The organism is Saccharopolyspora halophila, assembly GCF_039531955.1.
Lineage (GTDB): Bacteria > Actinomycetota > Actinomycetes > Mycobacteriales > Pseudonocardiaceae > Saccharopolyspora > Saccharopolyspora halophila.
This window is the reverse complement of sequence record NZ_BAAARA010000010.1, coordinates 136,476-158,430: the sequence shown is the minus strand read 5'-3', so window position 1 is coordinate 158,430 and position 21,955 is coordinate 136,476. Positions and strand designations below refer to the sequence as shown.

General features: G+C 71.1%; 21 protein-coding genes and 3 pseudogenes. 12 read left to right on the top strand and 12 right to left on the bottom strand.

The window, feature by feature from the left end:
- The first annotated feature begins 427 nt into the window (after positions 1-427).
- The gene (locus ABD289_RS16405; protein WP_344132897.1) at positions 428-1,255 is read left to right on the top strand and encodes a TIGR03620 family F420-dependent LLM class oxidoreductase; all 828 of its coding nucleotides are present in this window, start codon (positions 428-430) and stop codon (positions 1,253-1,255) included.
- Between the two features lie 274 nt (positions 1,256-1,529).
- Positions 1,530-2,114: a dihydrofolate reductase family protein gene (locus tag ABD289_RS16400; protein ID WP_344132893.1), complete on the top strand. Its 585-nt coding sequence runs from the start codon at positions 1,530-1,532 to the stop codon at positions 2,112-2,114.
- Between the two features lie 148 nt (positions 2,115-2,262).
- Here the strand turns inward: ABD289_RS16400 and ABD289_RS16395 are convergent, their stop codons facing one another.
- Together ABD289_RS16395 and ABD289_RS16390 are read right to left on the bottom strand one after the other, a co-directional pair.
- Entirely contained in the window at positions 2,263-2,586 is a 324-nt protein-coding gene (locus ABD289_RS16395; RefSeq protein WP_344132890.1) for a putative quinol monooxygenase, read from the bottom strand.
- 161 nt (positions 2,587-2,747) lie between these two features.
- Positions 2,748-3,470, bottom strand: coding sequence for a 3-keto-5-aminohexanoate cleavage protein (locus tag ABD289_RS16390; RefSeq protein ID WP_344132886.1), 723 nt, complete (start codon positions 3,468-3,470; stop codon positions 2,748-2,750).
- A gap of 120 nt (positions 3,471-3,590) precedes the next feature.
- Between ABD289_RS16390 and ABD289_RS16385 the strand changes: the two genes are divergently transcribed.
- Positions 3,591-4,169 carry a hypothetical protein gene (locus tag ABD289_RS16385; protein WP_344132883.1) on the top strand — a complete coding sequence of 193 codons (579 nt, stop codon included), beginning with the start codon at positions 3,591-3,593 and terminating at the stop codon, positions 4,167-4,169.
- Here the strand turns inward: ABD289_RS16385 and trpS are convergent.
- Positions 4,145-5,211 (bottom strand): annotated as a pseudogene (trpS, locus tag ABD289_RS16380) (tryptophan--tRNA ligase). The gene ABD289_RS16385 and the pseudogene trpS overlap by 25 nt on opposite strands.
- A 309-nt stretch (positions 5,212-5,520) precedes the next feature.
- Here trpS and ABD289_RS16375 point away from each other — a divergent pair.
- The 3 genes from ABD289_RS16375 to ABD289_RS16365 all read left to right on the top strand — a co-directional run bounded on the left by ABD289_RS16375 (position 5,521) and on the right by ABD289_RS16365 (position 8,272).
- Entirely contained in the window at positions 5,521-6,291 is a 771-nt protein-coding gene (locus ABD289_RS16375) for an SDR family oxidoreductase (RefSeq protein WP_344132880.1), read from the top strand.
- Between the two features lie 50 nt (positions 6,292-6,341).
- Entirely contained in the window at positions 6,342-7,094 is a 753-nt protein-coding gene (locus tag ABD289_RS16370) for an ArsR/SmtB family transcription factor (protein ID WP_344132877.1), read from the top strand.
- Between the two features lie 191 nt (positions 7,095-7,285).
- The gene (locus ABD289_RS16365; RefSeq protein ID WP_344132874.1) at positions 7,286-8,272 is read left to right on the top strand and encodes a malate dehydrogenase; all 987 of its coding nucleotides are present in this window, start codon (positions 7,286-7,288) and stop codon (positions 8,270-8,272) included.
- Positions 8,273-8,345: 73 nt separating this feature from the next.
- Here ABD289_RS16365 and ABD289_RS16360 read toward each other — a convergent pair whose 3' ends face one another.
- From ABD289_RS16360 to ABD289_RS16345, 4 genes are all read right to left on the bottom strand, one after another.
- Entirely contained in the window at positions 8,346-9,479 is a 1,134-nt protein-coding gene (locus tag ABD289_RS16360; RefSeq protein WP_344132871.1) for a coiled-coil domain-containing protein, read from the bottom strand.
- Positions 9,480-10,043: 564 nt separating this feature from the next.
- Positions 10,044-10,778 (bottom strand): nitrilase-related carbon-nitrogen hydrolase, encoded by a 735-nt coding sequence (locus tag ABD289_RS16355; RefSeq protein WP_344132868.1) that lies wholly within the window; start codon positions 10,776-10,778, stop codon positions 10,044-10,046.
- Positions 10,779-10,823: 45 nt separating this feature from the next.
- Positions 10,824-10,970, bottom strand: coding sequence for a hypothetical protein (locus ABD289_RS16350; protein WP_344132865.1), 147 nt, complete (start codon positions 10,968-10,970; stop codon positions 10,824-10,826).
- 45 nt (positions 10,971-11,015) lie between these two features.
- A complete protein-coding gene (locus ABD289_RS16345; protein ID WP_344132862.1) occupies positions 11,016-12,236 on the bottom strand; it encodes a styrene monooxygenase/indole monooxygenase family protein in 1,221 nt (406 codons plus the stop codon).
- A gap of 142 nt (positions 12,237-12,378) precedes the next feature.
- On the opposite strand from ABD289_RS16345, the gene ABD289_RS16340 reads away from it, so the two are divergent.
- From ABD289_RS16340 to ABD289_RS16330, 3 genes and pseudogenes are all read left to right on the top strand, one after another.
- Positions 12,379-13,044: a DUF6518 family protein gene (locus ABD289_RS16340; protein ID WP_344132859.1), complete on the top strand. Its 666-nt coding sequence runs from the start codon at positions 12,379-12,381 to the stop codon at positions 13,042-13,044.
- A 120-nt stretch (positions 13,045-13,164) separates the two neighbouring features.
- Positions 13,165-13,347: pseudogene (locus tag ABD289_RS16335) on the top strand (hypothetical protein); the annotation flags it as partial.
- An 11-nt stretch (positions 13,348-13,358) separates the two neighbouring features.
- Positions 13,359-13,541: pseudogene (locus ABD289_RS16330) on the top strand (hypothetical protein); the annotation flags it as partial.
- 207 nt (positions 13,542-13,748) lie between these two features.
- Here ABD289_RS16330 and ABD289_RS16325 read toward each other — a convergent pair.
- Positions 13,749-14,801 carry a cation diffusion facilitator family transporter gene (locus ABD289_RS16325; protein ID WP_344132856.1) on the bottom strand — a complete coding sequence of 351 codons (1,053 nt, stop codon included), beginning with the start codon at positions 14,799-14,801 and terminating at the stop codon, positions 13,749-13,751.
- Between the two features lie 59 nt (positions 14,802-14,860).
- Between ABD289_RS16325 and ABD289_RS16320 the strand changes: the two genes are divergently transcribed.
- Positions 14,861-15,214: an ArsR/SmtB family transcription factor gene (locus tag ABD289_RS16320; protein ID WP_344132853.1), complete on the top strand. Its 354-nt coding sequence runs from the start codon at positions 14,861-14,863 to the stop codon at positions 15,212-15,214.
- 73 nt (positions 15,215-15,287) lie between these two features.
- On the opposite strand, the gene ABD289_RS16315 is transcribed toward ABD289_RS16320, so the two are convergent.
- Both ABD289_RS16315 and ABD289_RS16310 read right to left on the bottom strand, forming a co-directional pair.
- Positions 15,288-16,766, bottom strand: a complete 1,479-nt coding sequence (locus tag ABD289_RS16315; protein ID WP_344132850.1) for an NCS2 family permease — start codon at positions 16,764-16,766, stop codon at positions 15,288-15,290.
- 285 nt (positions 16,767-17,051) lie between these two features.
- A complete protein-coding gene (locus ABD289_RS16310; RefSeq protein WP_344132847.1) occupies positions 17,052-17,903 on the bottom strand; it encodes a LysR family transcriptional regulator in 852 nt (283 codons plus the stop codon).
- A gap of 68 nt (positions 17,904-17,971) precedes the next feature.
- Between ABD289_RS16310 and ABD289_RS16305 the strand changes: the two genes are divergently transcribed.
- Positions 17,972-18,832, top strand: a complete 861-nt coding sequence (locus ABD289_RS16305; RefSeq protein ID WP_344132844.1) for an EamA family transporter — start codon at positions 17,972-17,974, stop codon at positions 18,830-18,832.
- Positions 18,833-19,243: 411 nt separating this feature from the next.
- Here the strand turns inward: ABD289_RS16305 and ABD289_RS16300 are convergent, their stop codons facing one another.
- Positions 19,244-19,510: a YdeI/OmpD-associated family protein gene (locus ABD289_RS16300; RefSeq protein WP_344132841.1), complete on the bottom strand. Its 267-nt coding sequence runs from the start codon at positions 19,508-19,510 to the stop codon at positions 19,244-19,246.
- 415 nt (positions 19,511-19,925) lie between these two features.
- Here ABD289_RS16300 and ABD289_RS16295 point away from each other — a divergent pair, with 415 nt between their 5' ends.
- On the top strand, positions 19,926-20,774 hold the full coding sequence (locus ABD289_RS16295) for an erythromycin esterase family protein (RefSeq protein WP_344132838.1): 849 nt from the start codon (positions 19,926-19,928) through the stop codon (positions 20,772-20,774).
- 68 nt (positions 20,775-20,842) lie between these two features.
- Here ABD289_RS16295 and ABD289_RS16290 read toward each other — a convergent pair whose 3' ends face one another.
- The gene (locus ABD289_RS16290; protein WP_344132835.1) at positions 20,843-21,862 is read right to left on the bottom strand and encodes a tyrosine-type recombinase/integrase; all 1,020 of its coding nucleotides are present in this window, start codon (positions 21,860-21,862) and stop codon (positions 20,843-20,845) included.
- Between the last annotated feature and the right edge of the window lie 93 nt (positions 21,863-21,955).

Genomic DNA, 21,955 nt, shown 5'->3' with positions numbered 1-21,955 from the left:
CACCGTCGCCGCAACGGCCGAGCGGCTCAACTCGGGTTTGCCCAGCGCGCCGCGACCTCGATTCCCCTGTCGGACGGGGAAACGTCGGCACAGCTCTCCCCTGCCATCGGCTCCTCGGCAATCGATCTGGCTTTGAGCTTGGCTCTTCGTCCGGGTCCGTAGACCGCAAGGGTGTTCGACACCTCTCCCCGTTTGATCTCGGCCACGATGGTCGGCGAAGTCCGGGGCGGGATCGGCTCTGGTCGTCGTGGCGCGGCACCACTTCCCCACCGGGCCGGCACGTGTCGCGCCTTGGCCGCTGACGGACACGGGCGTGGGTTCACCGGTCGCCGGGCCCGCGGAACCGAACCACCGCGTAGTTGACCTCGAGTTAAGTGGAAGTTCTAGCGTTTTGCGGTGGAACGGTAATCGCGTTGGAGGGCTGGTCATGGCGGCCGTCGAGTTGGGGCAGGTGGGTATCGCGCTGAGCGTGAGCGCGGATGGTGGGCATGCTCAGCGGGCGGCGGAGGCCGAGCGGTTGGGTTATTCGGCCGTCTGGGTGCTGGGTGGGCAGTTGTCGAGCCTGGAACCGTTGGCCGAGATGGTGCGCGCCACGCGCCGGGTCGCGGTCGCCCCGGCGATCATTCCGCTGGATGTCTACGGTGCCGATGAGGTCGTCGCTTTGCGCTGTGCGGTGGAGGTCGAGCAGCCGGGGCGTCTGATGCTCGGGCTCGGTTCCCGGACGTTGTCGGCCAATCGGGAGTTCTTGGACCGGCTCGATGCCTGCGGTGTTGGGGTCCCGGGGCGTTTGGTGGCTGCTCTTGGACCGCGCAAGCTCGCCCTGGCTCGGGACCGGGCGGCGGGTGCGGTGACGATGCTGGTGACGCCCGGCTACGTCTCGTGGGCTCGGGATGTGCTGGGGCCCGAGGCCGTGCTGGTGGTCTGCGAGCTCGTGGCGTTGGATTCCGATGTTGCTCGGGCGCGGGATGCGCTGCGCGTTCCGATGGGTTTCTTGCTCGGCGATGCAGCGGGTTACGCGTCGAACGTGCGGCGGATGGGCTTCGCCGACGATGATGTCGTCGGGCTCAGCGATGCTCTGGTGGATTCGGTGGCCACTGGTGGTGATGCGGAGGCGATCGCGTCGTCGGTGCGGGAGCATCTGGCCGCCGGGGCCGATCATGTCGTGCTGTGCCCGGTCGTGGATGGGGCCGAGATGGATACCGCTCGTGCGGTGGCCGACCGTTTGGGGACGGCCGGTGCTGCCTCGGTGGTGTGATCGTGCGCGTGCGGGCGCAGCAGCAGACCGGCGCTCCGGGGCGAGCAGGATCGGGATGGCCTTGGTGTGCGGTGGGTGCGGCCGGGTGGCGGCCCGGACCACGCGGCGGTGCCCGCAGCGAGTGGCTCGCAGTGCGCCGCGCGTCCGGATGGCCAGTACTGTGACCTTGTTCGAGTTGCCGGTGGCTGCGCGGGTGCTCTCGGGCGATGAGTTGCGCGGCTGTGCGGGGTCTGTCCGTGCGGAACGGTTCACAGATTCGTGAGGATGTGGGGCGATGCGTTCGATCACGGCCACGGTGTTCGTCACGCTCGATGGCGTCGTTCAAGGTCTTGGGCGTTCGGACGAGGACACTCGTGGGGGTTTCGCGCACGGGGGCTGGGGCCCGGCTTACAACGACGAGGTGATGTCCCGCGAGCTGGGCAAGGTCATGGCCGAGCCTCGGGACATGTTGTTCGGGCGCAGGACCTGGCAGGACTTCTGCGCGGCGTGGGGGCGGGCAACCGATGGGAACCCGTTCACCGCGCACATGAACGCGGCCACCAAGTACGTCGTGTCGCGGACCTTGCCGGACGTTGATGCGTGGCGGAATTCGGTTCTGCTGCGTGGTGAGGCGGTCGAGATGGTGGCGGGGCTCAAGGCGCGGCCGGGGAAGGATCTGTCGATCAACGGGAGCGTGTCGTTGGTGCGGAGTCTGCACGCCGGGGGTCTGATCGACCATTACGTGCTGTTGATTCATCCGCTGACGTTGGGCAGTGGCGCGCGGTTGTTCGAGGGACCTGCTCCGTTGACGGAGTTCGAGCTCGATTGGAGCGTTCCGACGGGCAAGGGTGTGATCATGGCGCGTTATACCCGGCGGTGACGGGTTGTGCGCGGGCACCGCCCGCGGACGGCACCCACGCCGCGGGCGGTGTCGTCCGCGACGTGGCCACCGTGGGGTCGGGAGGCAGAAGGAGGGGGCTGCCGGCGGTGCGTGCCGGTAGCCCCCTCTTCGTCGTTTGGCGTCGGGTTCAGTCGACGGCCATTTCGCCGAGTTCGGACCAGTCGTCCTGGTCGACGGTGGTGTTGATGACGCGCGGGGTTTCGGCCAGGTGTGGCGGGAGGTCGCGCTGGGCCTGCTTGAAGTGGTCGGAGTTGACGTGGGCGGCGCCGGCCTCGCCGTCGCGGAAGGCTTCGACGAGCACGTACTCGTTGGGGTCTTCGACGCTGCGGGACCAGTCGAACCACAGGCAGCCGGGTTCGCGGCGGGTGGAGTTGGTGAACGAGGCGGCGATCTGGGGCCACTGCTCGGCCGATTCCGGTTTGATGCGGAACTTCACGGTAATGAAGATCATCGTTTTCCCTCTCGGGCGGGTTGGTGTCGCCGATCATCCTAAGTAGAGGGCTGGTTGTCCTGCTGGTGGGTGGTTTGCGCGTCGGTGCCTCGAGAGGGCTGCGCTGTGGCTGTGGGGGTCGGCGGCGCTGGCTGGGTGGCTCGCCGGTGATGGGGCCTGGTTCAGCGGGTTTCGGCGCCGAGGATGCGGGTGGCCGCGGCGACCAGTTCCGCGTTGTCCTCGGCGACTCGTCCGTCCGGCAGCAGCAGCGTGTCCTCGAGGCCGATGCGGGTGGGAAAACCCCGGCGGGCGGCTACGGCCAGCACTGGCCAGGCTCCCCCGGCTTCGCCGTGCAGCAGGATCGGCGCGCGGGCCGGGTGCAGGCGTGCCAGGAGGGCTTCGGCGGTGGCGGCCGCGCCGCTGGCGGTGGGGTCGGTGACCTCGGCCAGCAGTCGGGTGATGCGGTTGCGGTGCGGGGAGCGGGCGAGGTTGCGGTCGGCGTCGGTGCCGGAGAAGATGCCGGCTTCGACGGCTACGCCGCGGCGCAGCAGTGTGGCGGCGATCTCGTCGGCGCCGGGTTCGTGCCAGTTGACCGAGGCGTATTCGGGCAGCACGGTCCAGGCGTTGATGGCGCGCACGCGCTCGGCGGTGTCGGGGGTGGTCCAGGCGCCGGTGGTCACACCCAGGGGGGTGCCGGGGACGGCGGCGCGCACGGCGCGCAGCGCGGCGGCGACCTGGTGGGGGTCGATGCTGTCGGCGCCGTCGGGGGTTTTGGGGTGCAGGTGCACGTCGGTGGCTCCTGCGGCCACGGCCGCGGCGGCGGCTTTGGCGAGGTCTTCCGGGCGTACCGGGAGGTGGAAGTGCTCCCGTGGGGAGCGGGCGCCGTTGAGGCAGACCTGCAGCATGGGTCGATTCTGCCCGTGCTGGTGGGCGCGCGGTAGTTGGCGACCCCGGATCGTGATCACCTTTTGGTGCTTTTGACCCGGTCGGGGGCTTGCGGGTGGGGTGGGTATTAGCGTTGGGGTGTGTTCAGTGACCGCATCGCTCAAGCCGTGGCCCGTGGCGAGGTCACCGAGACCTATCGGCGGTCTCCCCTGCCGCCTGCCGAGGCCGGGGATCGCGTGCGCACCGTGGCCGGGCTCATCGGTGTCACCGAGGTGATCGAGGTCGATGTCGACGTGCTCGTCGATGACGACGCTCGTCGGGCCGGTTTTCGCAGTGCCGCCGGGCTGCGCAGTTCGCTGGCCAAGCGGGGCGCGGGGCCGGTCTACCGGGTGCGTCTGGCCCACCTCGGTGCCGCCGATCCGGCGCCGGTGCCGGTGCCGGTGGAGTTGTCCGCCGGGCGGCGGCGGGTCCTGCAGGCGGCGCTGGCGCGTCTGGACGTGGAATCGCCCCGCGGGGCTTGGACGGTTCGGCTGTTGCGGCGGCTGGCCGAGAGTCCGGGGTCGCGGGCTGCGGACCTGGCCGCGGAGCAGCAGCGGCCGGTCTCGCGGTGCAAGACCGACCTGTGGCGGCTGCGGGAGTTGGGGTTGGTCGAGCCGACCGTGACCGGGATGCGGTTGTCCGGTCTGGGCGTGGCCTACCTCGACGGGCTGGCCGAGTAGGTGGTTCCCATTGCCGCGCGCACCTGTTGGAGCGTGGTCTCGGCGATCTCGGTGGCGCGGTGGTTGCCCTCGGTCAGGATGCGGCGCAGTCCGGCTTGGTCGGCGGCGTAGTTCTGCCGGGCGGCGCGCAGCGGGGCGAGGTGTTCGTTGACGGCTTCGGTGACGACGCGTTTGAGTTCGGCGGCGCCGCCGGGGCCGATGTCGGCGGCCAGGGTGTGCGGGTCGGTTCCGGTGCACAGCGCGGCCAGGCGCAGCAGGCTGGCCACTTCGGGTCTGCTGTCGGGTTCGTAGGTGATGTGGCGCTGGGAGTCGGTTTTCGCGCCGCGGATGAGGCGGGCGGTTTCGTCGGCGTCGGCGCGCAGCGCGATGGCGTTGCCGCGGGATTTGCTCATCTTGGTCCCGTCGGTGCCCAGCAGCAGCGGCGCGGCCGATAGCAGGGCGTCGGGTTCGGCGAACAGCGGTGCGTGGCGTTCGTTGAAGCGGCGCGCGAGGGTGCGGGTCAGTTCCAGGTGCGGTAGCTGGTCTTGGCCGACCGGGACGAGGTTGGCTTTGCAGAACAGGATGTCGGCGGCTTGATGTGCTGGGTAGGTGAACATCAGTCCGGAGACGCTGCTGCGGCCGGAGTGGGTGATCTCGTCCTTGACCGTGGGGTTGCGTTGCAGTTCGGGCACGGTGACCAGGCTCAGCAGGGGCAGCAGGAGTTGGTTGAGCGCTGCGATGGCGCTGTGGGTGAAGATCGTGGCCTCGTCGGGGTCGATGCCTGCGGCGAGGTGATCGGCGATGAGGCCCAGCACGTGCTCGTCGAGGTGCGTGGCGGTTTCGCGGTCGGTGAGGACTTGGTAGTCGGCGATGACCACGAGCATCGGCACGCCTTGGTGTTGCAGGCTACCCGGTTGGCCAGGGTGCCGAAGTAGTGGCCCAGGTGCAGCGGGCCGGTGGGGCGGTCGCCGGTGAGCACTCGGAACTGCTGCGGGTCGGTGGCGAGGTGGTTTTCGAGTTCGGCGCTGCGTCGCTGCGCGGGGGCGAGCTCGAGGGTGCTCATGGGTTCTCCTGTCGGTCTGGCGGGGCTGTCGTTGGGCCCCTCGCCCGGTGCCCTGTGGGCGGGTGTGGACAGGAGAGGAGGGGCCGTGCGAACGGCCCCTCGGTTTGTGCGCGCGTGGGTGGGTGGCCGCTCCGTTAGGAGCGCCACCAGGACTGCTGCGCGGTGTGCATCACGCGGGCAGCTTACTCGGTGGTGCTCGTGGTGGGTGAGCCGGTGATCGCCTGCCCCGGGTGTTGCGGGTTGGCCGGGTGGTTCATGATCAGGTGGCTGGTGTCCGTAGCGTCGGGAAGGTCCAGAGGTTCCCGTTCGATGATCGATCCGCGGCTGCGTGGGCGTGTGGCTGTGCTCACCGACAGTGACAACGCCTTGGGTGTGGGCGCGGCCATCGCGCGCGGTTTGGCCCGCCACGATGTGCGGTTGCTGCTGGTGCGCCCGCCGGGTGGTGATGAGCACGTGGCCAGTGCGTTGCGCGCCGACGGGGCCGTGGTGCATTCGTTGCCGGTGGATTTGGCCGCGCCCGAGTGCGCCGCGCGGATCTTCGACGAGGCCGAGGCGCACGTGGGGCCGGTGCAGATCCTGGTGCACAACGCGGCGCTTCGGGTGCCGGATACCTTCGGTGAGCCGGTGCGCGGGGCGGTGCGCGTGGGTGTGGAGGGTCTTGATGCGCATTATGCGGTCAACACGCGTGCTCCGGCGTTGCTGATGGCGGAGTTTCATCGGCGGCATGTGGCGCGGCGGGACGACTGGGGGCGGGTGATCGCGTTGTCGACGGATTCGGCTGATGTGGCTCCGGGCGAGGTTTCGCACGGGGCCGGGCACAGTGCGCTGGAGTCGTTGACGCGGTCGGCGGCGGTGGAGTTCGGCCCGGCGGGTATTACGTGCAACATCGTCGCGGCGGGTCCGGTGCGGACGGGGTGGGTCAGCCTGGAGCGGCAGCGTCGGCTGGCCGAGGGCAGCCCGCTGGGGCGGGTCGCCCATCCCGACGATATCGCCGATGTCGCGGTGTTCTTGGCTTCGCACCAGGCTCGTTGGTTGACCGGGCAGACGTTGTACGCCGGTGGTGGCAGGCGGATGCGCTAGGTGGTGACGTTTCGGCCCGGCCGCAACCGTGTCGGGTTGATGATGGGGCCATGAGCGGTGATGTCGATGTGGCCGCGGTCGCGGCGGTGTTGGCCGTGCCCGCGCGTGCGCGGGTGGTGCAGGCGTTGGCCGATGGGCGTGCGTTGTCGGCCGGGCGGTTGGCCTGCGAGGCCGGGCTCTCCCCCAGTGCCACCAGCGCGCACTTGGACCGGTTGCGTCGGGCTGGGTTCATCGAGGTGGCGCGCAGCGGGCGGCACCGGTATCACCGCCTGGCCGATGAGCGGGTGGCCGAGGCGCTGTCCGCGCTGGCTCCGGCGGTGCCGGTGCGGTCGCTCAAGCAGGGCGCTCGCGCGGCGGCGTTGCGTCGCGCGCGCAGCTGCTACGACCGCGTGGCCGGGCGGTTGGGTGTGGCGGTCACCGGCGGGTTGTTGGGCGTGGGCGTGCTGGAGCGCGTCGACGGGGTCGGTGATACGAGTCCGCGGTGGCAGGATCCGGTGAGTTCGCGGCTTTCCGAGCATCCGTACCGGTTGGGGCCCGGCGTCGGGGTGCTGGGTGAGCTCGGGGTGGATCTGGATCGGGTGTCGGCGCTGCGGGGCAGGCGGCCGTTGTTGCGGTTTTGCCTGGACTGGTCCGAGCAGCGCCACCACGTGGCGGGTGCGCTCGGTGCCGCGTTGCTGGAGTCGTTCGTGGCTCGCGAGTGGGTGCGGCGGCGTGCTGGGCAGCGGGCGTTGGTGCTCACCGAGGTGGGGCGGGAGGCGTTGTCCTGCACGCTGGGGCTGGCGGGGCGGGACCTGCTCGAGTAGGCGCCTCGGGGTGGTGCGCCGCACCGCGAGCCCACCACGCCTGTGGTGTTGGTCTCGGTGCTGGAGGGTGGCTGAATCGGTCCCGCACCGGGTCCACTGTGATCCGTGGCGGGTGCGTCACCAGCTGGCGAAGCTGGGGATAACATCCGGGCACAGCCAATACTTCCCGGCGAGCAGGAGAACGAAACCTCATGACCAAAGCTCCCGTCACCGTGACCGTCACCGGTGCGGCCGGTCAGATCGGCTACGCGTTGCTGTTCCGGATCGCCTCCGGTCAGCTCATCGGGCCCGACACCCCGATCAAGCTGCGCCTGCTGGAGATCCCGCAGGGCCTCAAGGCCGCCGAGGGCACCGCGATGGAGCTCGACGACTGCGCCTTCCCGCTGCTGCAGAGCATCGACATCACCGACGATGCCCGCACCGCGTTCGACGGCACCAACGTGGGTCTGCTCGTCGGTGCTCGCCCGCGCGGGCAGGGCATGGAGCGTGGTGACCTGCTCGAGGCCAACGGTGGCATCTTCAAGCCGCAGGGTGAGGCCATCAACGCCGGCGCCGCCGACGACGTGCGCGTGCTGGTGGTCGGCAACCCGGCCAACACCAACGCGCTGATCGCACAGGCCCACGCCCCGGACGTGCCTGCCGAGCGCTTCACCGCCATGACTCGCCTGGACCACAACCGCGCCCAGACGCAGGTGGCCAAGAAGCTGGGCGTGACGGTCAACGACGTCAAGAAGCTCACCATCTGGGGCAACCACTCGGCGACGCAGTACCCGGACCTGTTCCACGCCGAGGTCGGCGGCAAGATCGCCGCCGAGCAGGTCGAGCAGTCCTGGCTGGCCGACGAGTTCATCCCGACCGTGGCCAAGCGCGGCGCGGCCATCATCGAGGCCCGCGGTGCCTCCTCGGCGGCCTCGGCGGCCAACGCCGCCATCGACCACGTGCACACCTGGGTCAACGGCACCCCGGAGGGTGACTGGACCTCGGCGGGCATCCCCTCGGACGGTTCCTACGGTGTGCCGGAGGGCCTGATCTCGTCGTTCCCGGTCACCGCCAAGGACGGCAAGTTCGAGATCGTGCAGGGCCTGGAGATCGACGAGTTCTCCCGCGAGCGCATCGACGCCTCGGTGGCCGAGCTGGTCGAGGAGCGCGACACCGTGCGCAAGCTCGGCCTGGTCTGAGCCGACCGCGGCGGCACCTTACCCGAAAAAGGGGGGCCGATTCCGGGAACAACCCCGGACCGGTCCCCCTTTTTCACGTGTCCGCGGGCGCGTGTTCGCCGGTGGCGCGGTGGGTGGCGGCGTCGAGCTGCTTCTCGGCGCGTTCGGCGCGGGCCAGTGCCTGATCGCGGGCGTCCTGCAGCGCCTCCAGCCGCCGGGAGTGCGACTCGCGTTCGGCGGACAGCCGCTCGGCGGCCTCGTCGCGCACCCGCTGCAGCTCCGCGGCCTGCTGGCGGCGCAGTTCGGCGAGCTCCTCGCGCTGACGCTCGATCTCGGCGCGGGCGGACTCGGTCGCCTGGGTCTGCTCGGCCAGCTGCGCCCGGGCCTGCTCGGCGGCGGTCTCGGCGCGGGCGGCACGTTCACCGGCCTGCCTGCTGTCCTGCTGGGCCTGCTGCACCTCCTGGCGCGCCTGCTGCTGGACGGCCTGGATCTCCTCGGCCGCGCGCGCCCCGGCGGCCTCGATCTCGCGGCGGGCCTGCTCGGTCTCGGCCTCGGCGGCCTGCTGTGCTTCGGCGATGCGTTCCTCGGCCTCGCGGCGGGTGGCCTGCGCGGCGACCTCGGCCTCGTTGCGCGCGGCCTCGATGTCCTCGGCCGCCTGCGTGCGGACCTGCTCGGCCTGGGCCACCGCGTCGTCGCGCTCGGCACGCGCCTGCTGGCTGTCGGCCTCGGAGGCCTCGGCCGCAGCCACCGCGTCCTCAGTGGCCTGTTCGGCGTTGTGCCGTGCCTGCTCGGCCTCGCGGCGCTGCTGCTGCGCGGTGGCCAGGGCCTGTTCGGATTGGGCGATGCGGTGGGCGGCTTCGGCCTGGGCGGCCTGGATCTGGGCCTCGGCCGCCGAGGGGTCGGCGATGGTGGCCAGTTCGTCGAGCCCGGAGCGCAGGTTGCGGGTCAGCTGCTCGGACAGCAGCCGGTATTGGCGCAGCAGCTCTTCGGCGCGCAGGCGTGCCCCGTCGAATTCCGCGGCGGCCGTGGTGGGCGCTTGCGGGGCCGGTTCGGCCGCGGCCTGTTCGCGCTGGCGCTGCTTCCACGCGCGCCAGCGGGTGTGCTCGGGCAGGTCGCAGTACTCCGGCGGGCGACCGGGCCCGGTGGGGCGTTCCACGGAGCGCTCGCATCCCGGGAATCGGCAGGTCCCGTTGGCCTTGTCCTCGTCGTGCTGTCCCTGCTGAGCCACGCGAAGACGGTACCAACACCGCCCTGCCCAGGCTGATCACCACCGGCGCGGCCGGGTGCTGACGGCCGGTGCGCGCGGAACCCGAGCCGCGCCGGACCGGGCGTCTCGCCCGCGGGCTGGTGCGCCGAGGCGGAAAGAGGAGAATTCCGGCATGCGTGCCGGTGACGACTACCGGGCGAACCGGGCCTGGAAGTAGGGCCGCGCCGAGACGACCCGGCCTAACCGGCCGGACCCGCATACCCACGTCGATCTCGTGCTGCTGCTGAAAAACCGGCCCGCCGCGGACAAAGCCTTGTTTAACGCCCCGCTCGCCCACGGCGGGCGGGCCGCCACCAGCCCGAGTGCCGCAACGCCGCGACCTGGCGCAACGCACGGACCGAGGCCTTCGGGTTCGCGCCCGTGCTCGAACGCCACCAGGCACGGCTGCGGCCGGTCCCGCGCGCGAACTCGTCAGCACAGCCGTGGCCGACCGCCGCACCGGCTGATCGACCCGCACTACGGGCCGGTGTCACCCGATCCCACCGGGCACGGCACCGGTGCCGGCCGCCGGACATGGCGGGCGCTTCACAACCGGGTGCGGTCGCGTGACCGGGGGTGCCGGGTGGTCGTGCCGCTGTGCCACACCCCCGCCAGCGCCCGCCCGCGCCAGTGCGCGGTCGCGTCGTAGAGCCGTTCGGTGGTGTCGACCTCGGAGATCAGCACGCCCGGGCTCTCGCGCGGCAACCGGCCGGTGGTGATGCCGTCGGCGCGCACGAACATCGCGGGCCAGAGGCTGTGCGCGGCCGAGGAGTTCGCCGCCGAGATCCACAGGTGGTTGCACGCCGCGGCCGTGGTCATCGCCGCGGGCAGGGTCACCGCCGGATAGCTCAGCGTCTCGGCCCGGTTGAGCTCGGCGTCGCCGGGGCCGATCTGCTCGGCGATGGCGGCCACGCGCCCGGCGGGCAGCCCAGCGGTGTGAAACGAGTGCAGCACCAGCTGCGCGCCGCGCCGCAGCAGATCGCGGTCGAGCTCCGGGAACCGGCAGTCGTAGCAGATCAGCGCGGCGCGGGTCAGGTCGCGCACCTGCCAGACCGAGGCGTGATCACCCGGGGTGTAGTGCGCCAGGTCCCCGATGGTCTCGTCGGGATCGCCCGAGCAGAAGCGCTTGTCGTAGCGCTCCCGCAGCCGCTCCGCGTCATCGATGACGTAGCGGCTGTTGTGCGGTTTGAGCCCGTCGCCCAGCGGGTGCGCGCTGCCCAGCACCACCCAGATGCCCGCCGCGGCGGCCTCGGTCATGACCTGCTCGGTGGCGCGGCGCAACCGGTCCCAGTCGTAACCGTCGTAGCCGTCCAGGTCGGCACCGGCCTACCCCGACAGGGCCGCTTCGCCGAGATGCGCCAGGTCCGCCCCGCGCTGGGCGGCCTGACGCAGCTGCCGCCGGACCCAGGACAGGTTCGCCTCGATGTTCGACGAGGTCGGAAACTGGCAGGTGGCCACCCGCAGCGTGCTCATGCACCGCATGGTCGCCGATCCGGCCGGGCCGCCGCAGCGGGTTTTTCAGCTCATGCGGGACAGGAACGCCCGGGTGCGCTCCGGTGTGGCCAGGATGTCCCACTGGCGGTCGGGATGGTTGAAGTTGCCGGTGAACACGTCGGCGACCGCCCGCTCGCGCGACATCGCCGTGATCATTTCCAGCAGGTGCTGCGGTGGCGGTACCTCGAGCATCAGGTTGGTCCAGTCGCTGGTGGCGTGCACCCGGTCGCGGCGCCGCTCGGCGACCTTGCCGCAGAAGCGCTCGTCGAAGTTGGGATCCTGCAGGATCGTCTGCCCCAGTTGCCAGGCCGAGTAGGAGGCGCAGTTGGCGCCCTGGCCCACCACCGGATCCACCACCGCGTGCGCATCCCCCAGCGCCACCACGGGGCGCCCGTTGTCCAGCAGCGCGTAGTCCTCGTTGATGCGCGGGGTGATCGCGCCCTGGACCAGGTCGAGCTCGTCGGTGAGCCCGAAGCGCGCGGGCTCGACGCGTTCGTGGACGCTCGGGTGGTGCTCGCGCAGCACCCGCAGCACCCGGTCGCGGAAGGCGGCCGGGTCGGCGCTCTGGTCGGTCTCGACCAGGGCCTCGAAGGCGCCGCCGGGAACGGCCTCGAAGAACAGTGCGGTGACGCTGCCCGCGAAGGAGTGCATCGGGATTTCGATGAGTTCGCCGTCGCCCGGTGCGATGCTCAGCGTCACCCCTGGCGGGTCGGCCGCGGCGACTCCGGTGTACAGGCCCGCGCACAGCTTGCGCTGCGGGCTGGTGAACGGTGATTTGGCCGCGACGCGCTCGAAGACCCCGCTGAGGCCGGAACGGCCGGTGGCCACGACCACGAGTTCGTGGCGTTGCGAGAGCTCGGTGAGGTCCTGCGGTGCGATGCTGCGGATGTCGAGCTTGCCGCCGGCGTCGGTGAAATCGCGCAGCAGCCGCGGCAGGTACATGCGGTAGTCCACCGCGCGCGAGGGCGCCCCGAGGCTGCCGGTGAAGCGCGCCTGCAACGGCCCGCCCACGTAGTGGTGGTGCACGTCGTAGCCGTACTCGGCCGCGCTCCAGTGCTGCACGCCCAGCGCGCGCTCGCGCGCCAGGGTCGTGTCGTGGTGGGCCACCGCGGCCGGCAGCCGCCCGGACCCCAGTTGCTCCGGTGTGCGGTCACTGTAGAGGGTCACCGGGATGTCGTTGCGGCGCAACAGTAATCCCAGGTGGAGACCGGCGACCCCGGCACCGGCGATGCCGATTCCGTCCATACCCGAACTCCCGTCCGTAGTCGGCAAACCGCTCAAGGCTGCCCAGGGGCGCACGCCGCGGGCAATCCGCCATCCGGTGGGTGCGCGGCCGGATGGGACGTTTCGCCCCGCCGGTGACCGCGGTCTGCGAGACTGCTGGGTGATGACCGACCTCGCGCAGCACAGCGCCACACCCCCGAGCGCCCCCGCGCACCGGCACGTGCGGTGCCTGGTCGTGGCGATGGCCGCCGGGCTCGCCGCGGGAGCGGTGACCGCGTTCGCGCAAGGCGGGGTGTTGCCCGAGGTGCTGGCCCCGCTGGCGAACTCGCACGGGCCCTGGGCCCTGGTGGCCTTCGCGCTCGCGCTGGCCGCTCCCGCCGCCCGCACCGGCGGGCTGACCGGGATGCTGGCTCTGGCCTGCATGCTGGTCGGCTACGTGCTCACCAATGACGCCCGCGGTTTCCCGTCGTCGAGCGCGATGATGCTCTACTGGGGACTGGCCGCGGTCGTGGCCGGGCCGGTGCTGGGCGTGGGAGCCCACTGGTTGCGCCACCGACAGGGCGTTCGGGCCGCTCTCGGGACCGCGGCGATGGCCAGCGTGCTCATCGGCGAAGGCCTCTACGGACTGACCGTCGTGGCCGCCACTACCCCGGTGGCCTACTGGTGGGGTGAGATCGTCGTCGGCGCACTGGGGCTGGCCTGGGTGTGCGCGCTGCGGCTCTCGCGCGCGGTGACCATCATCGAGGCCGTGGTGTGCACCGCGGTCGTCTCGGCGCTGTTCCCGCTGGCGACCTTCTACGGTGCCGATCTGATGCGGATGCTGCCATGACGCGGTGATGATCACGATCATCACCGGTGGCGGGCGCGGGATCGGGGCGGCCACCGCGCTGGCACTGGCCGACGCGGGCCACGACCTCGTCCTGGCCTAGCGCACCGACTCCGACGCCGCCTGCGAGGTCACCGCACGAGTCCGGCAGCGCGGCGTGCGCGCGATCGCGGTGCGCGCCGACGCGCCGCCGAACTCGGCACCGTCACAGGACTGGTCAACAACGCCGGGCTGACCGCCCACATCGGCGATCTCGCCGACACTCCCACCAGGGCGATCCGCCACGTCGTCGACGTCAAGCTACTGAGCACCATCTGGTGCGCCCGCCGCGCCGCCCAGGTGATGTCCACCCGACGCGGCCGGATCGGGCGGCGCCATCCAACATCTCCTCCAGCGGCGCGACCCCGGGATCGCCGCACGAGTACGTGCACTGCGCCGCCGCCAAGGCCGGCATCGACGCCCTGGCCACCGGATTGTCGAAAGAACAGGCCACCGACGGCATCCGGGTCAACGCCGCGGTCCCGGGCCTGGTGCACTCCGAGATCCACGCCGCCGCGACCGCGCCACCACCGCGGCCGCCCGGGTGTCGTTCGGCCGCGCGGGCGAGCCCGGCGAGATCGCCGGGGCCATCGCCCGGGTTGCTCTCCGGGCAGGACTCCTGCACCAGCGGCGCCGTGCTGCGCGTGGCCGGCGGCCTCTGGCGGGCTTCACTCGCGGCTGCGGTGGTGGGCCAGCGGGGCGTGCGGGTCGTGCTCCCCGCTGGTGGCCGGGTCGGTGTGCACCGTCGCCCGGCTGAGCCGGTCGACCGCGTGCAGCAGGTGGTGCTCGGCCTCGGCGGCGATGGCGTGCGCTTCGAGCACCGACAGGTGCGCGGCGACGACGACGTCGGTCTCGGCGTGCAGCCGGTGCCCGACCCAGCGCATCCGCAACGAGGCGACCTCGAGCACCCCGGGCGTGGCGCGCAGGGCCGCCTCGGCGCGAGCGTGCAGCTCGGGATCGACGGCATCGAGGATGCGGGCGAAGACCTCCTTGGCCGCCCCGCAGAGCACCGCGACGATCGCTGCGGTGATCGCCAGCCCGATCACCGGGTCGGCCCACCCGAAGCCGAGCCCGGCGCCCCCGGCGGCCAGCAGCACACCCAGGGAGGTGAACCCGTCGGTGCGCGCGTGCAACCCGTCGGCGACCAGCGCCGCCGAGCCGATCCGGCGGCCCACGGTGATGCGGTAGCGCGCCACCAGCTCATTGCCGGCGAAGCCGACCACACCGGCCGCGGCGACCCAGCCGAGGTGCCGCACCTCCTGCGGCTGCAGCAGCCGGTCGAGCGCGGTGACCGCCGCCAGCACCGCCGAGGCCGACATCACCAGCAGGATCACCAACCCGGCCAGGTCCTCGCTGCGGCCCAGCCCGTAGCTGAACCGCCGCGTGGCCGCCCGCCTGCCCAGCACGAACGCCACCGCCAGCGGCACGGCGGTCAGCGCGTCGGCGAGGTTGTGCAGCGTATCGCCCAGCAACGCCACCGAACCGGTCATCGACACCAGCACCGCCTGCACCAGCGCGGTGACCATCAACCCGGCGAAGGAGATCCACAACGCGCGCATCCCGGCCCGGCTGGCCTGCAGCTTGTCGTCGACGATGTCGGTGCTGTCGTGGCTGTGCGGGCGCACCGCGTGCGCGACCCGCGCCCACCAGCGCGCGCTTCCATGCCCATGCCCGTGGCCGTGCTGGGCCGGGTCGGGTGCGGGTGTGGCGTCGTCGGTCACGGCGGCATCAGCTCCCAGCGGTGGACAACAGGTGCCGAACACGCGCACCATATGTGCCCATGTACGCACGCGACAACGCTGCAAGTGCCAGCTCCGGGCAACAACTGCCCGACGAAATCGTCGAGACCGCGGGGACGGCACTGCGGATGCTGGCCGACCCGACGCGGTTGCGCATCGTGTGGCTGCTGCGCGAGGCGGACATGGATGTGGCCGGCCTGGCCACTGCGACTGGAGCCGCCCGGCCCGCGGTCTCCCAGCACCTGGCCAAACTCCGCCTGGCAGGGCTCGTGCGGATGCGCCGCGAGGGCCGCCACGCGGTCTACACCGCCCGCGGTGGTCACGTGCGCCGGCTGATCGAAGAAGTGCTGCACGCCGCCGAGCACCACCTCGCGGACGCACCCGATCACGCCTGAGCCCCGCGGCCGGACACGAAAAAGCGGGGCGGCCCCGACGAGGGAGACCACCCCGCACCACGCCCGGAGGCCCTCAGCTCACGCCGAAGGCCTTCTGGATGGGTTCGATGGCGAAGTAGACGACGAACAGCACCGCCACCACCCACATCAACGGGTGGATCTCGCGCGGGCGGGCCTGCACCACGCGCAGCACCACGTAGGCGATGAAGCCGACGCCGATGCCCGCGCTGATCGAGTAGGTGAACGGCATCACCACCATCGTCAAGAACGCCGGGATCGCCACCCCGTAGTCGGAGAAGTCGATGGAGCGCACCTGGGTGAGCATCAAGAACCCGATGACCACCAGCGCCGGGCTGGCCGCCTCGAACGGCACGATGGAGATCAGCGGCGTGAAGAACATCGCCAGCAGGAACAGCACGCCGGTGACCACATTGGCCAGTCCGGTGCGCGCGCCTTCGCCGATACCGGCGGCCGATTCGATGAACGTCGTGTTCGACGACGTCGAACCCGCACCACCGGCGACCGCGGCCAGCGAGTCGATGAAGAACACCCGGCCGATACCGGGCAAATTGCCCTTGTCGTCGAGCAGGTCGCCCTCGGCACCCAGACCCACGACGGTGCCCATGGTGTCGAAGAAGTCGACCAGCATCAGCGTGAACACCAGCAGCAGCACCGCGACCAGGCCGATGCGGTCGAACGAGCCCAGCAGGTTGAACTGACCCAGCAGCCCCAGATTGGGCAGCTCGACGAGTTGGTCGGGAAGCGTGGGCACCACCAGGCTCCACCCGCCCGGGTTGGACTCGCCGCCCTCACCGGTGCCGGTGAGCGCCTCGACGATGATGGCCAGCACCGTGGTCGACAGGATGCCCAGCAGGATCGCGCCCTTGACGCGGCGGGCCACCAGCGCGGCGGTCAGCAGCACACCGATCGCGAACACCAGCACCGGCCACCCGAACAGGCTGCCGTCCACACCCAGCTGCAGCGGCGTGGTGGTACCGGCCGCGTCCGGGATGCGGCTGACGAACCCGGCGTCGACGAATCCGATCAGCGCGATGTAGAGACCGATGCCGACGCCGATGGCGGTCTTGAGCTGGCCGGGCACCGCGTTGAACACCGCGGTGCGCAACCCGGTCAGCACCAGGATCGAGATGATCACACCTTCGATGACGATCAGGCCCATCGCATCGGCCCAGGTCATCTCCGGGGCCACTGTGGAGGCCAGGAACGCGTTGAGCCCGAGACCGGTGGCGATGGCGAACGGGTACTTGCCCACCACGCCCATCAGGATCGTCATCACCCCGGCCACCAGCGCGGTCACCGAGGCCACCGCCGCCACGCCCAGCGTGGCTCCGTTGGCATCGCCTGCGGTGCCCACGATCAGCGGGTTGAGCACCACGATGTAGGACATGGCGAAGAACGTCGCCAAACCACCGCGGATCTCCCGCGAATAGGTCGAACCGCGTGCCGAGACCTCGAAATAGCGGTCCAGCGCACCCACCGGCCGCGTGCTGCGCTGCGCCGGCGGATCAGGTTCAGGACGAGACGACTGCATCAGCGTGCAACTCCAGGACGACAACTCGTGCGGACTCGGCGACGGCCCCGCGACAGCGCGGGGCGACCGGGCGATCGTACTGTTCACCCCGCGCGCGACCGCTGATTTCGCGACGATCGCAACCTCGACGTTGCCGACACATTGTGCCCGTAACGCCACCGGTGCGCCCCGGACTCGGATCGGGAGGGCGGCGCGGCCGCCGTGGGCAGGCGCCGGACTCGCCCGGCACCGCCGCGGGTACGCCTTCGACGTGCTCGCGACGCGGCGCGGATGCGCGATGAGCCCCTAGCTGCGGTAGAGCTCGGTGAGCAGATCGACCACCTTCGGCGCGTGCACCGGCGGGTCCTCGCGCCACCACACCACCCGCACCGGGATGGCCGGCGCGTCGCGCACCGGGCGAAACACCACGCCCGTGCGCCGGTACTGGCTCAGCGTGCTCTCGGCGGTGATGCCCACCGCCTCGCCCGCGGCCACTGCGGTCAGCCAGTCGTCGACATCGTGCACGTAGGCCAGTTCGGGACGCTGCCCGGCGGGCCACAACTGCGGGCTGGTCGAACCGGCGCGCCGGTCGATGAGCACGGTGCGCTCGGCGACCTCGGCCAGCCGTACGAATCGCCGCCGCGCCCACGCGTCATCGGAGGCCATGCCCAGGTAACGGCGTTCGAGACCCACCACCGCGCTGTCGAAGCGGCGCTCGTCGACCTCGCTGCGCACCACCGCCACGTCGCAGGCGCCTTCGGCCAGCCCGGCGGTGGCCGAGTTGGTGCGCACCAGCTGCAGCTTGACCCGTGGATGGGTCCCCGCCCAGCGGCGCTGGAACTCCACGGTGTGGCGTCCCATGGCCGACCAGGCATAACCGATGCGCAGCAACGCGTGTCCCGTGGTGGCTTCGCGCACGAGTTCGTCGGTCTCGGCCAGCACGCGCCGTGCCCGCACCAGCACCTCGCTGCCGGCGGCGGTGAGCGTGACCTCGCGGCTGGTGCGTCGCAGCAGCCGCACTCCCAGCGCCCGTTCCAGTCCGGACAGGGTGCGCGAGACCGCGGCCTGCGAGAGCCCGAGGTCGATGGCGGCGTCGGTGAAGCTACCCGCTTCGACGATGGCCACCAGGCACCGCAACTGCCGCAACTCCACATCCATGCGTTGAGCGTATCGCTGCGCCGGCGTATGCATTTTGCGCAAGCGCGGCGGCACCGCAGGCTGGCCGCATGACGACCACGCGCGCACCCGAGACACCGAAGACCGGGCGGGCCACCGGCATCGCTCTGATGGCCGCCAGCCCGCTGTCGAATCAGACCGGCGCGGCCATCGGCTCGCTGGCCTTCCCGGTGATCACCCCGGCCGGTGTCGTGGCGGTGCGGCAATGGATCGCCGCCGGTGTGCTGCTAGCGATCACCCGTCCCCGCTGGCGCAGCTTCACCGCGGCGCAGTGGCGCCTGATCGCCGCGTTGGCGGTGGTCTTCGCGGTCATCAACCTCGCGCTCTACAGCGCGGTCGACCGCATCGGCCTCGGGCTGGCGGTGACGTTGGAGTTCCTGGGACCGCTGACCGTCGCACTGGCCGGCTCGCGCCGCCGAATCGACCTCGGCTGCGCGTTACTGGCCGGGGCTGGCGTGGCCGTGCTGATGCGCCCCCAGCCCAGCACCGACTACCTCGGCATGGGACTGGCGCTGCTGGCGGCGGTGTGCTGGGGCTGCTACATCCTGCTCAACCACCGGCTGGGCCGCAGTCTGCCCGGAGCCCAGGGCACCGCCACCGCCTGCGGCCTCTCCGGGCTGGTCTACATCCCGCTCGGCATCGCCGTGCTGCTGGCCCACCCTCCCACGACCACCGCCGTGGTCTGCGCGGTCACCGCGGGCGTGGCCTCATCCGCGGTGCCGTTCCTGTTCGACGCCCTGGCGCTGCGCCGCGTGCCTGCCCCGCTGTTCGCCATCTGCATGAGCCTCAACCCCGCCCTGGCCGCCACCACCGGCCTGCTCATCCTCGACCAACACCTCGACCCCACCCAATGGCTGTCGATCGCGGCCATCGTGGTCGCCAACGCCACCACGATCCTCACCCGCCGCTGACGGTGGCCGAGCAGCGGCTCGCTCGGGTCAAGATCTCGGACGACCCGCGCTCGTCGATCAGCGGGTCCTCGAAGTCGACGATGATCTGGCCGCGCGCGAGCAGGCCCGGCCGTCCCGCGATCCACGTGCGGACCTCAGCGCCGCGCGCTCTCCCCGGTGGTGGCCGGGTCGGTGTGCGAGGAAGTCGGCTACTTCGAAGTGCGCAAGGGTCCGCTTGGCTGGCGGCCACGGACCTGGTTCCAGCTGACACCGGCGGGCCACGCCGCCATCCGCAGCCACCTTCGACCCGACCTGAGATCGCTCTGCGGCAAGGAGCACAGGGCCGATGCTCTTGCAGTCTCGTGCCTGTCCTTCGACCGGCCCGACACCGGTGTCGGTCGCCGGACTCGACCACGCCAGGACCGGGCCCGGCTAGTCGCTGGCGCGCTCGCGGTGCTTGCACCCCGGCCAGCAACAGGGTCGACGCTGTCCTCCCTCGAGCTCTTCCACGGTACGGCGAATACGACGCTGCCGCGTCGCCTCCTGCTTGGCATCCTCGACCCAGCAGATGAACTCGTTGCGCGCCAGGGGCGTGATGTCGTTCCAGGCCTCGAGTGCCGCGGTGTTGGCCATCAGCGCCGCGCGCAGGTCCGCAGGCAAGGTGTGCACCACCCCACCGGGCACTCGCCGACTGCTCATAGCCGCCACAGTAGCGAGCCGGCGTCGCCGGTGCCCGGTAGTTCGCTCGTCGATCGCACCGGAAGATCGTCACCGGGGCGCCGCGGGTGCTCGCGGTTCCCGAAGCACTCGCCAGGGGCGGCTCTCGATCCCGTAGGACTCGATCCGGGTTGCCCGGGTGCCTCTTCGAGTGTTCGCGGTTGAACGGCTTCTTCGGCCGGACCCGGCCACGCAGGTGGTGAGCGCGCGGTTGTTCCTCAGCGGCGGGCTCTCAGCAGGGGCATCACGCGGTTGACCTCTAGTTCGGGTGAAGTCTTAGCGTATCCGCACAAAGCTCCCCGATCGTGGCGGTACCGAGATGATTCCTTCTGCTGAGCTTCGCAACTGGGTCGCGGCACGAGCCCGCCCGCTGCGGCTCGATCCCGCCGGTCCACCGATGCGGCTGCCCGAATCGTTGTCGCAGGCCAAGATCGTCGGTCTGGCCTCCTCGATTCGTTCGGCCCGGGAACAGGTCGTTGCGACGCATGTCCTGCTGCGGGCACTCGTCGAACAGGCCGGCTTCCGGGCGGTGGCCATCGAGGGAACGACTGAGACCGCGACGGCGCTCGATCGGTTCGTCCGAACCGGCGATGGAGATCCTGCCGCACTGCTCGCGGCCAGCCAGAGCTTCCTGCGCACACACGAGGCACTGGATGTCATCCGCTGGCTGCGGGCCTGGGCCGAAGCACATCCGAACGATCCCGTCTCGATCTTGCACGACCGTGTCCGCAGCGCACCGCCCGGCGACCTCGCCGAGATCGAGGCATACCTGGCCGCCAGCGACCTCGCCTGGCATACCGACACCGGCCAGCGAGTCGTGCACTGGGGTGGCACCGCCCACGTCATCGCGGGAGATCCGCGCACCGTTCCACCTGATGAAACCCACCGCAACGCAGGCGGGATCCTGCGCGCCGAGCTCGGAGACGGCTACGCCGTCGCCGCGTTCACCGCGGGACCGGGTGTCGCACCGTTTGCCGTACCGGCGCCGCCGAACGATTTCACCGAGTCCGCGTTCGCCGACGCACCTCACGAGATCGCACTACTGGAGTTGGCCTGCTCGACCGGTGTTCCGCGGCCCGTAGCTGACTGGCTGCACCACCCACTGCGCACCCGCATGATCGGGCCCCATTACGACCCGACGCGCGATCGGGACTCCCGCGTCGATGCGGGCCCGCTGCACGAGTGCGCCGACGTCCTGATCCACCTATCGCGCATTACCGCCACGAGCCCTCTGGCGCTGTCGTAGCCGGACCGACGCTATCGGGCGTGCCGAGCCAAACAATTTCGTCACCGTGACTGAACTTGTCGGGGTGATCACTCGTCGGAATCCGGGGGTGTGCTGGTGGCTTCGGCGACCAGATGGGCCGGGTCACGGGTCAGCGACAAGGCGACGTGGTCGTAGAGCTGGGTGATCGCCGCCGAGGAATGCCCCAGCGCGTCCCGGCGGTCTTCCAGGGCCGCGCCGTGCTGGCGGGCGATGGTGTTGAAGGTGTGCCGCATCGAATGCGGCGTGATGCGGTGCGGCATCGCCACCCCGGCCTGGGCGGCCATCGTCTGCACCAGCCGGTAGACCTGGTGGCGGTTGATCCGCCTGCCGTCGCGGGTGACCACCAGCGCGGGGGTGTCGCAATCGGGCCGCTGCTGCAGGTAGGCATCCAGCACCCCGTGCAGGCCGCGCGGGATCGGCCGGGTGCGGACCTTGCCGCCTTTCATCCGCACCGTGAGCACCCGCATGCCCTCGCGCTGGCCGAGATCGGCCAGATCGGCACCGCAGAGCTCCGAAACGCGCAAGCCCAGGTCGATCAGCAGGGCCATCACCAGCGTCGCGGCCTGCGGGCCGAGGGTGCGGTGGCGGTAGTCGCGGCTACCGGCCAGGATCTCGCCGGCCTGCTCGGCGGTGACGCTGGCCGTCGGCGAGTGCTTGCGGTCGTAGCGAGGCCGGGCGGCATCGCGGGCCGGGTTGGCGTCGATGACACCGGCGCGCACCAGGTAGGTGTAGAAGCTCGAGACCGCGGCGATCTTGCGCGCACGCGTGGAGGCCGCCGGTGGCTTGCCGGTGCGCGGGTTGGCACTGGCGGCCAGTTCGGCGGCATACATCTGCACCTCGGGCAGCCGCACGGTCAGCGGGTCGAGTTCGCGGCGGGTGCACCAGTCGAGGTACTCGCGCAGGTCGCGCCCATAGGCCCCTCGGGTGTCGGCGGATTCGGAGAACGACCCCAGCCACGAGGCGATCAGCGCGGTCAGGGTGTGGCCGGTGCGCGTCGTGGCGGCCAGCATTTCCGTTTGCGGCCGGTGCCCCACCGTTCCCGCGCCGGGTGCCGTCTGGATCTCCATGCCGACAGCTTACCGCACATAAGCGCGATTATGCGCGGTGCCCTTCACCGAATTTCGACCACCTCAATACCGTTTCGTTCGTTGTGTAACGTT

Excerpts from the sequence above, each read along its gene's own strand:
- ABD289_RS16375 (WP_344132880.1), top strand. The coding sequence starts at position 5,521 with ATGATCGATCCGCGGCTGCGTGGGCGTGTGGCTGTGCTCACCGACAGT.
- ABD289_RS16370 (WP_344132877.1), top strand. The coding sequence starts at position 6,342 with ATGAGCGGTGATGTCGATGTGGCCGCGGTCGCGGCGGTGTTGGCCGTG.
- ABD289_RS16295 (WP_344132838.1), top strand. The coding sequence starts at position 19,926 with ATGCGGCTGCCCGAATCGTTGTCGCAGGCCAAGATCGTCGGTCTGGCC.
- ABD289_RS16290 (WP_344132835.1), bottom strand. The coding sequence starts at position 21,862 with ATGGAGATCCAGACGGCACCCGGCGCGGGAACGGTGGGGCACCGGCCG.
- ABD289_RS16315 (WP_344132850.1), bottom strand. The coding sequence starts at position 16,766 with ATGCAGTCGTCTCGTCCTGAACCTGATCCGCCGGCGCAGCGCAGCACG.
- ABD289_RS16365 (WP_344132874.1), top strand. The coding sequence starts at position 7,286 with ATGACCAAAGCTCCCGTCACCGTGACCGTCACCGGTGCGGCCGGTCAG.
- ABD289_RS16305 (WP_344132844.1), top strand. The coding sequence starts at position 17,972 with ATGACGACCACGCGCGCACCCGAGACACCGAAGACCGGGCGGGCCACC.
- ABD289_RS16390 (WP_344132886.1), bottom strand. The coding sequence starts at position 3,470 with ATGCTGCAGGTCTGCCTCAACGGCGCCCGCTCCCCACGGGAGCACTTC.
- ABD289_RS16345 (WP_344132862.1), bottom strand. The coding sequence starts at position 12,236 with ATGGACGGAATCGGCATCGCCGGTGCCGGGGTCGCCGGTCTCCACCTG.
- ABD289_RS16320 (WP_344132853.1), top strand. The coding sequence starts at position 14,861 with ATGTACGCACGCGACAACGCTGCAAGTGCCAGCTCCGGGCAACAACTG.
- ABD289_RS16405 (WP_344132897.1), top strand. The coding sequence starts at position 428 with ATGGCGGCCGTCGAGTTGGGGCAGGTGGGTATCGCGCTGAGCGTGAGC.
- ABD289_RS16395 (WP_344132890.1), bottom strand. The coding sequence starts at position 2,586 with ATGATCTTCATTACCGTGAAGTTCCGCATCAAACCGGAATCGGCCGAG.
- ABD289_RS16350 (WP_344132865.1), bottom strand. The coding sequence starts at position 10,970 with ATGAGCACGCTGCGGGTGGCCACCTGCCAGTTTCCGACCTCGTCGAAC.
- ABD289_RS16300 (WP_344132841.1), bottom strand. The coding sequence starts at position 19,510 with ATGAGCAGTCGGCGAGTGCCCGGTGGGGTGGTGCACACCTTGCCTGCG.
- ABD289_RS16310 (WP_344132847.1), bottom strand. The coding sequence starts at position 17,903 with ATGGATGTGGAGTTGCGGCAGTTGCGGTGCCTGGTGGCCATCGTCGAA.
- ABD289_RS16340 (WP_344132859.1), top strand. The coding sequence starts at position 12,379 with ATGACCGACCTCGCGCAGCACAGCGCCACACCCCCGAGCGCCCCCGCG.
- ABD289_RS16400 (WP_344132893.1), top strand. The coding sequence starts at position 1,530 with ATGCGTTCGATCACGGCCACGGTGTTCGTCACGCTCGATGGCGTCGTT.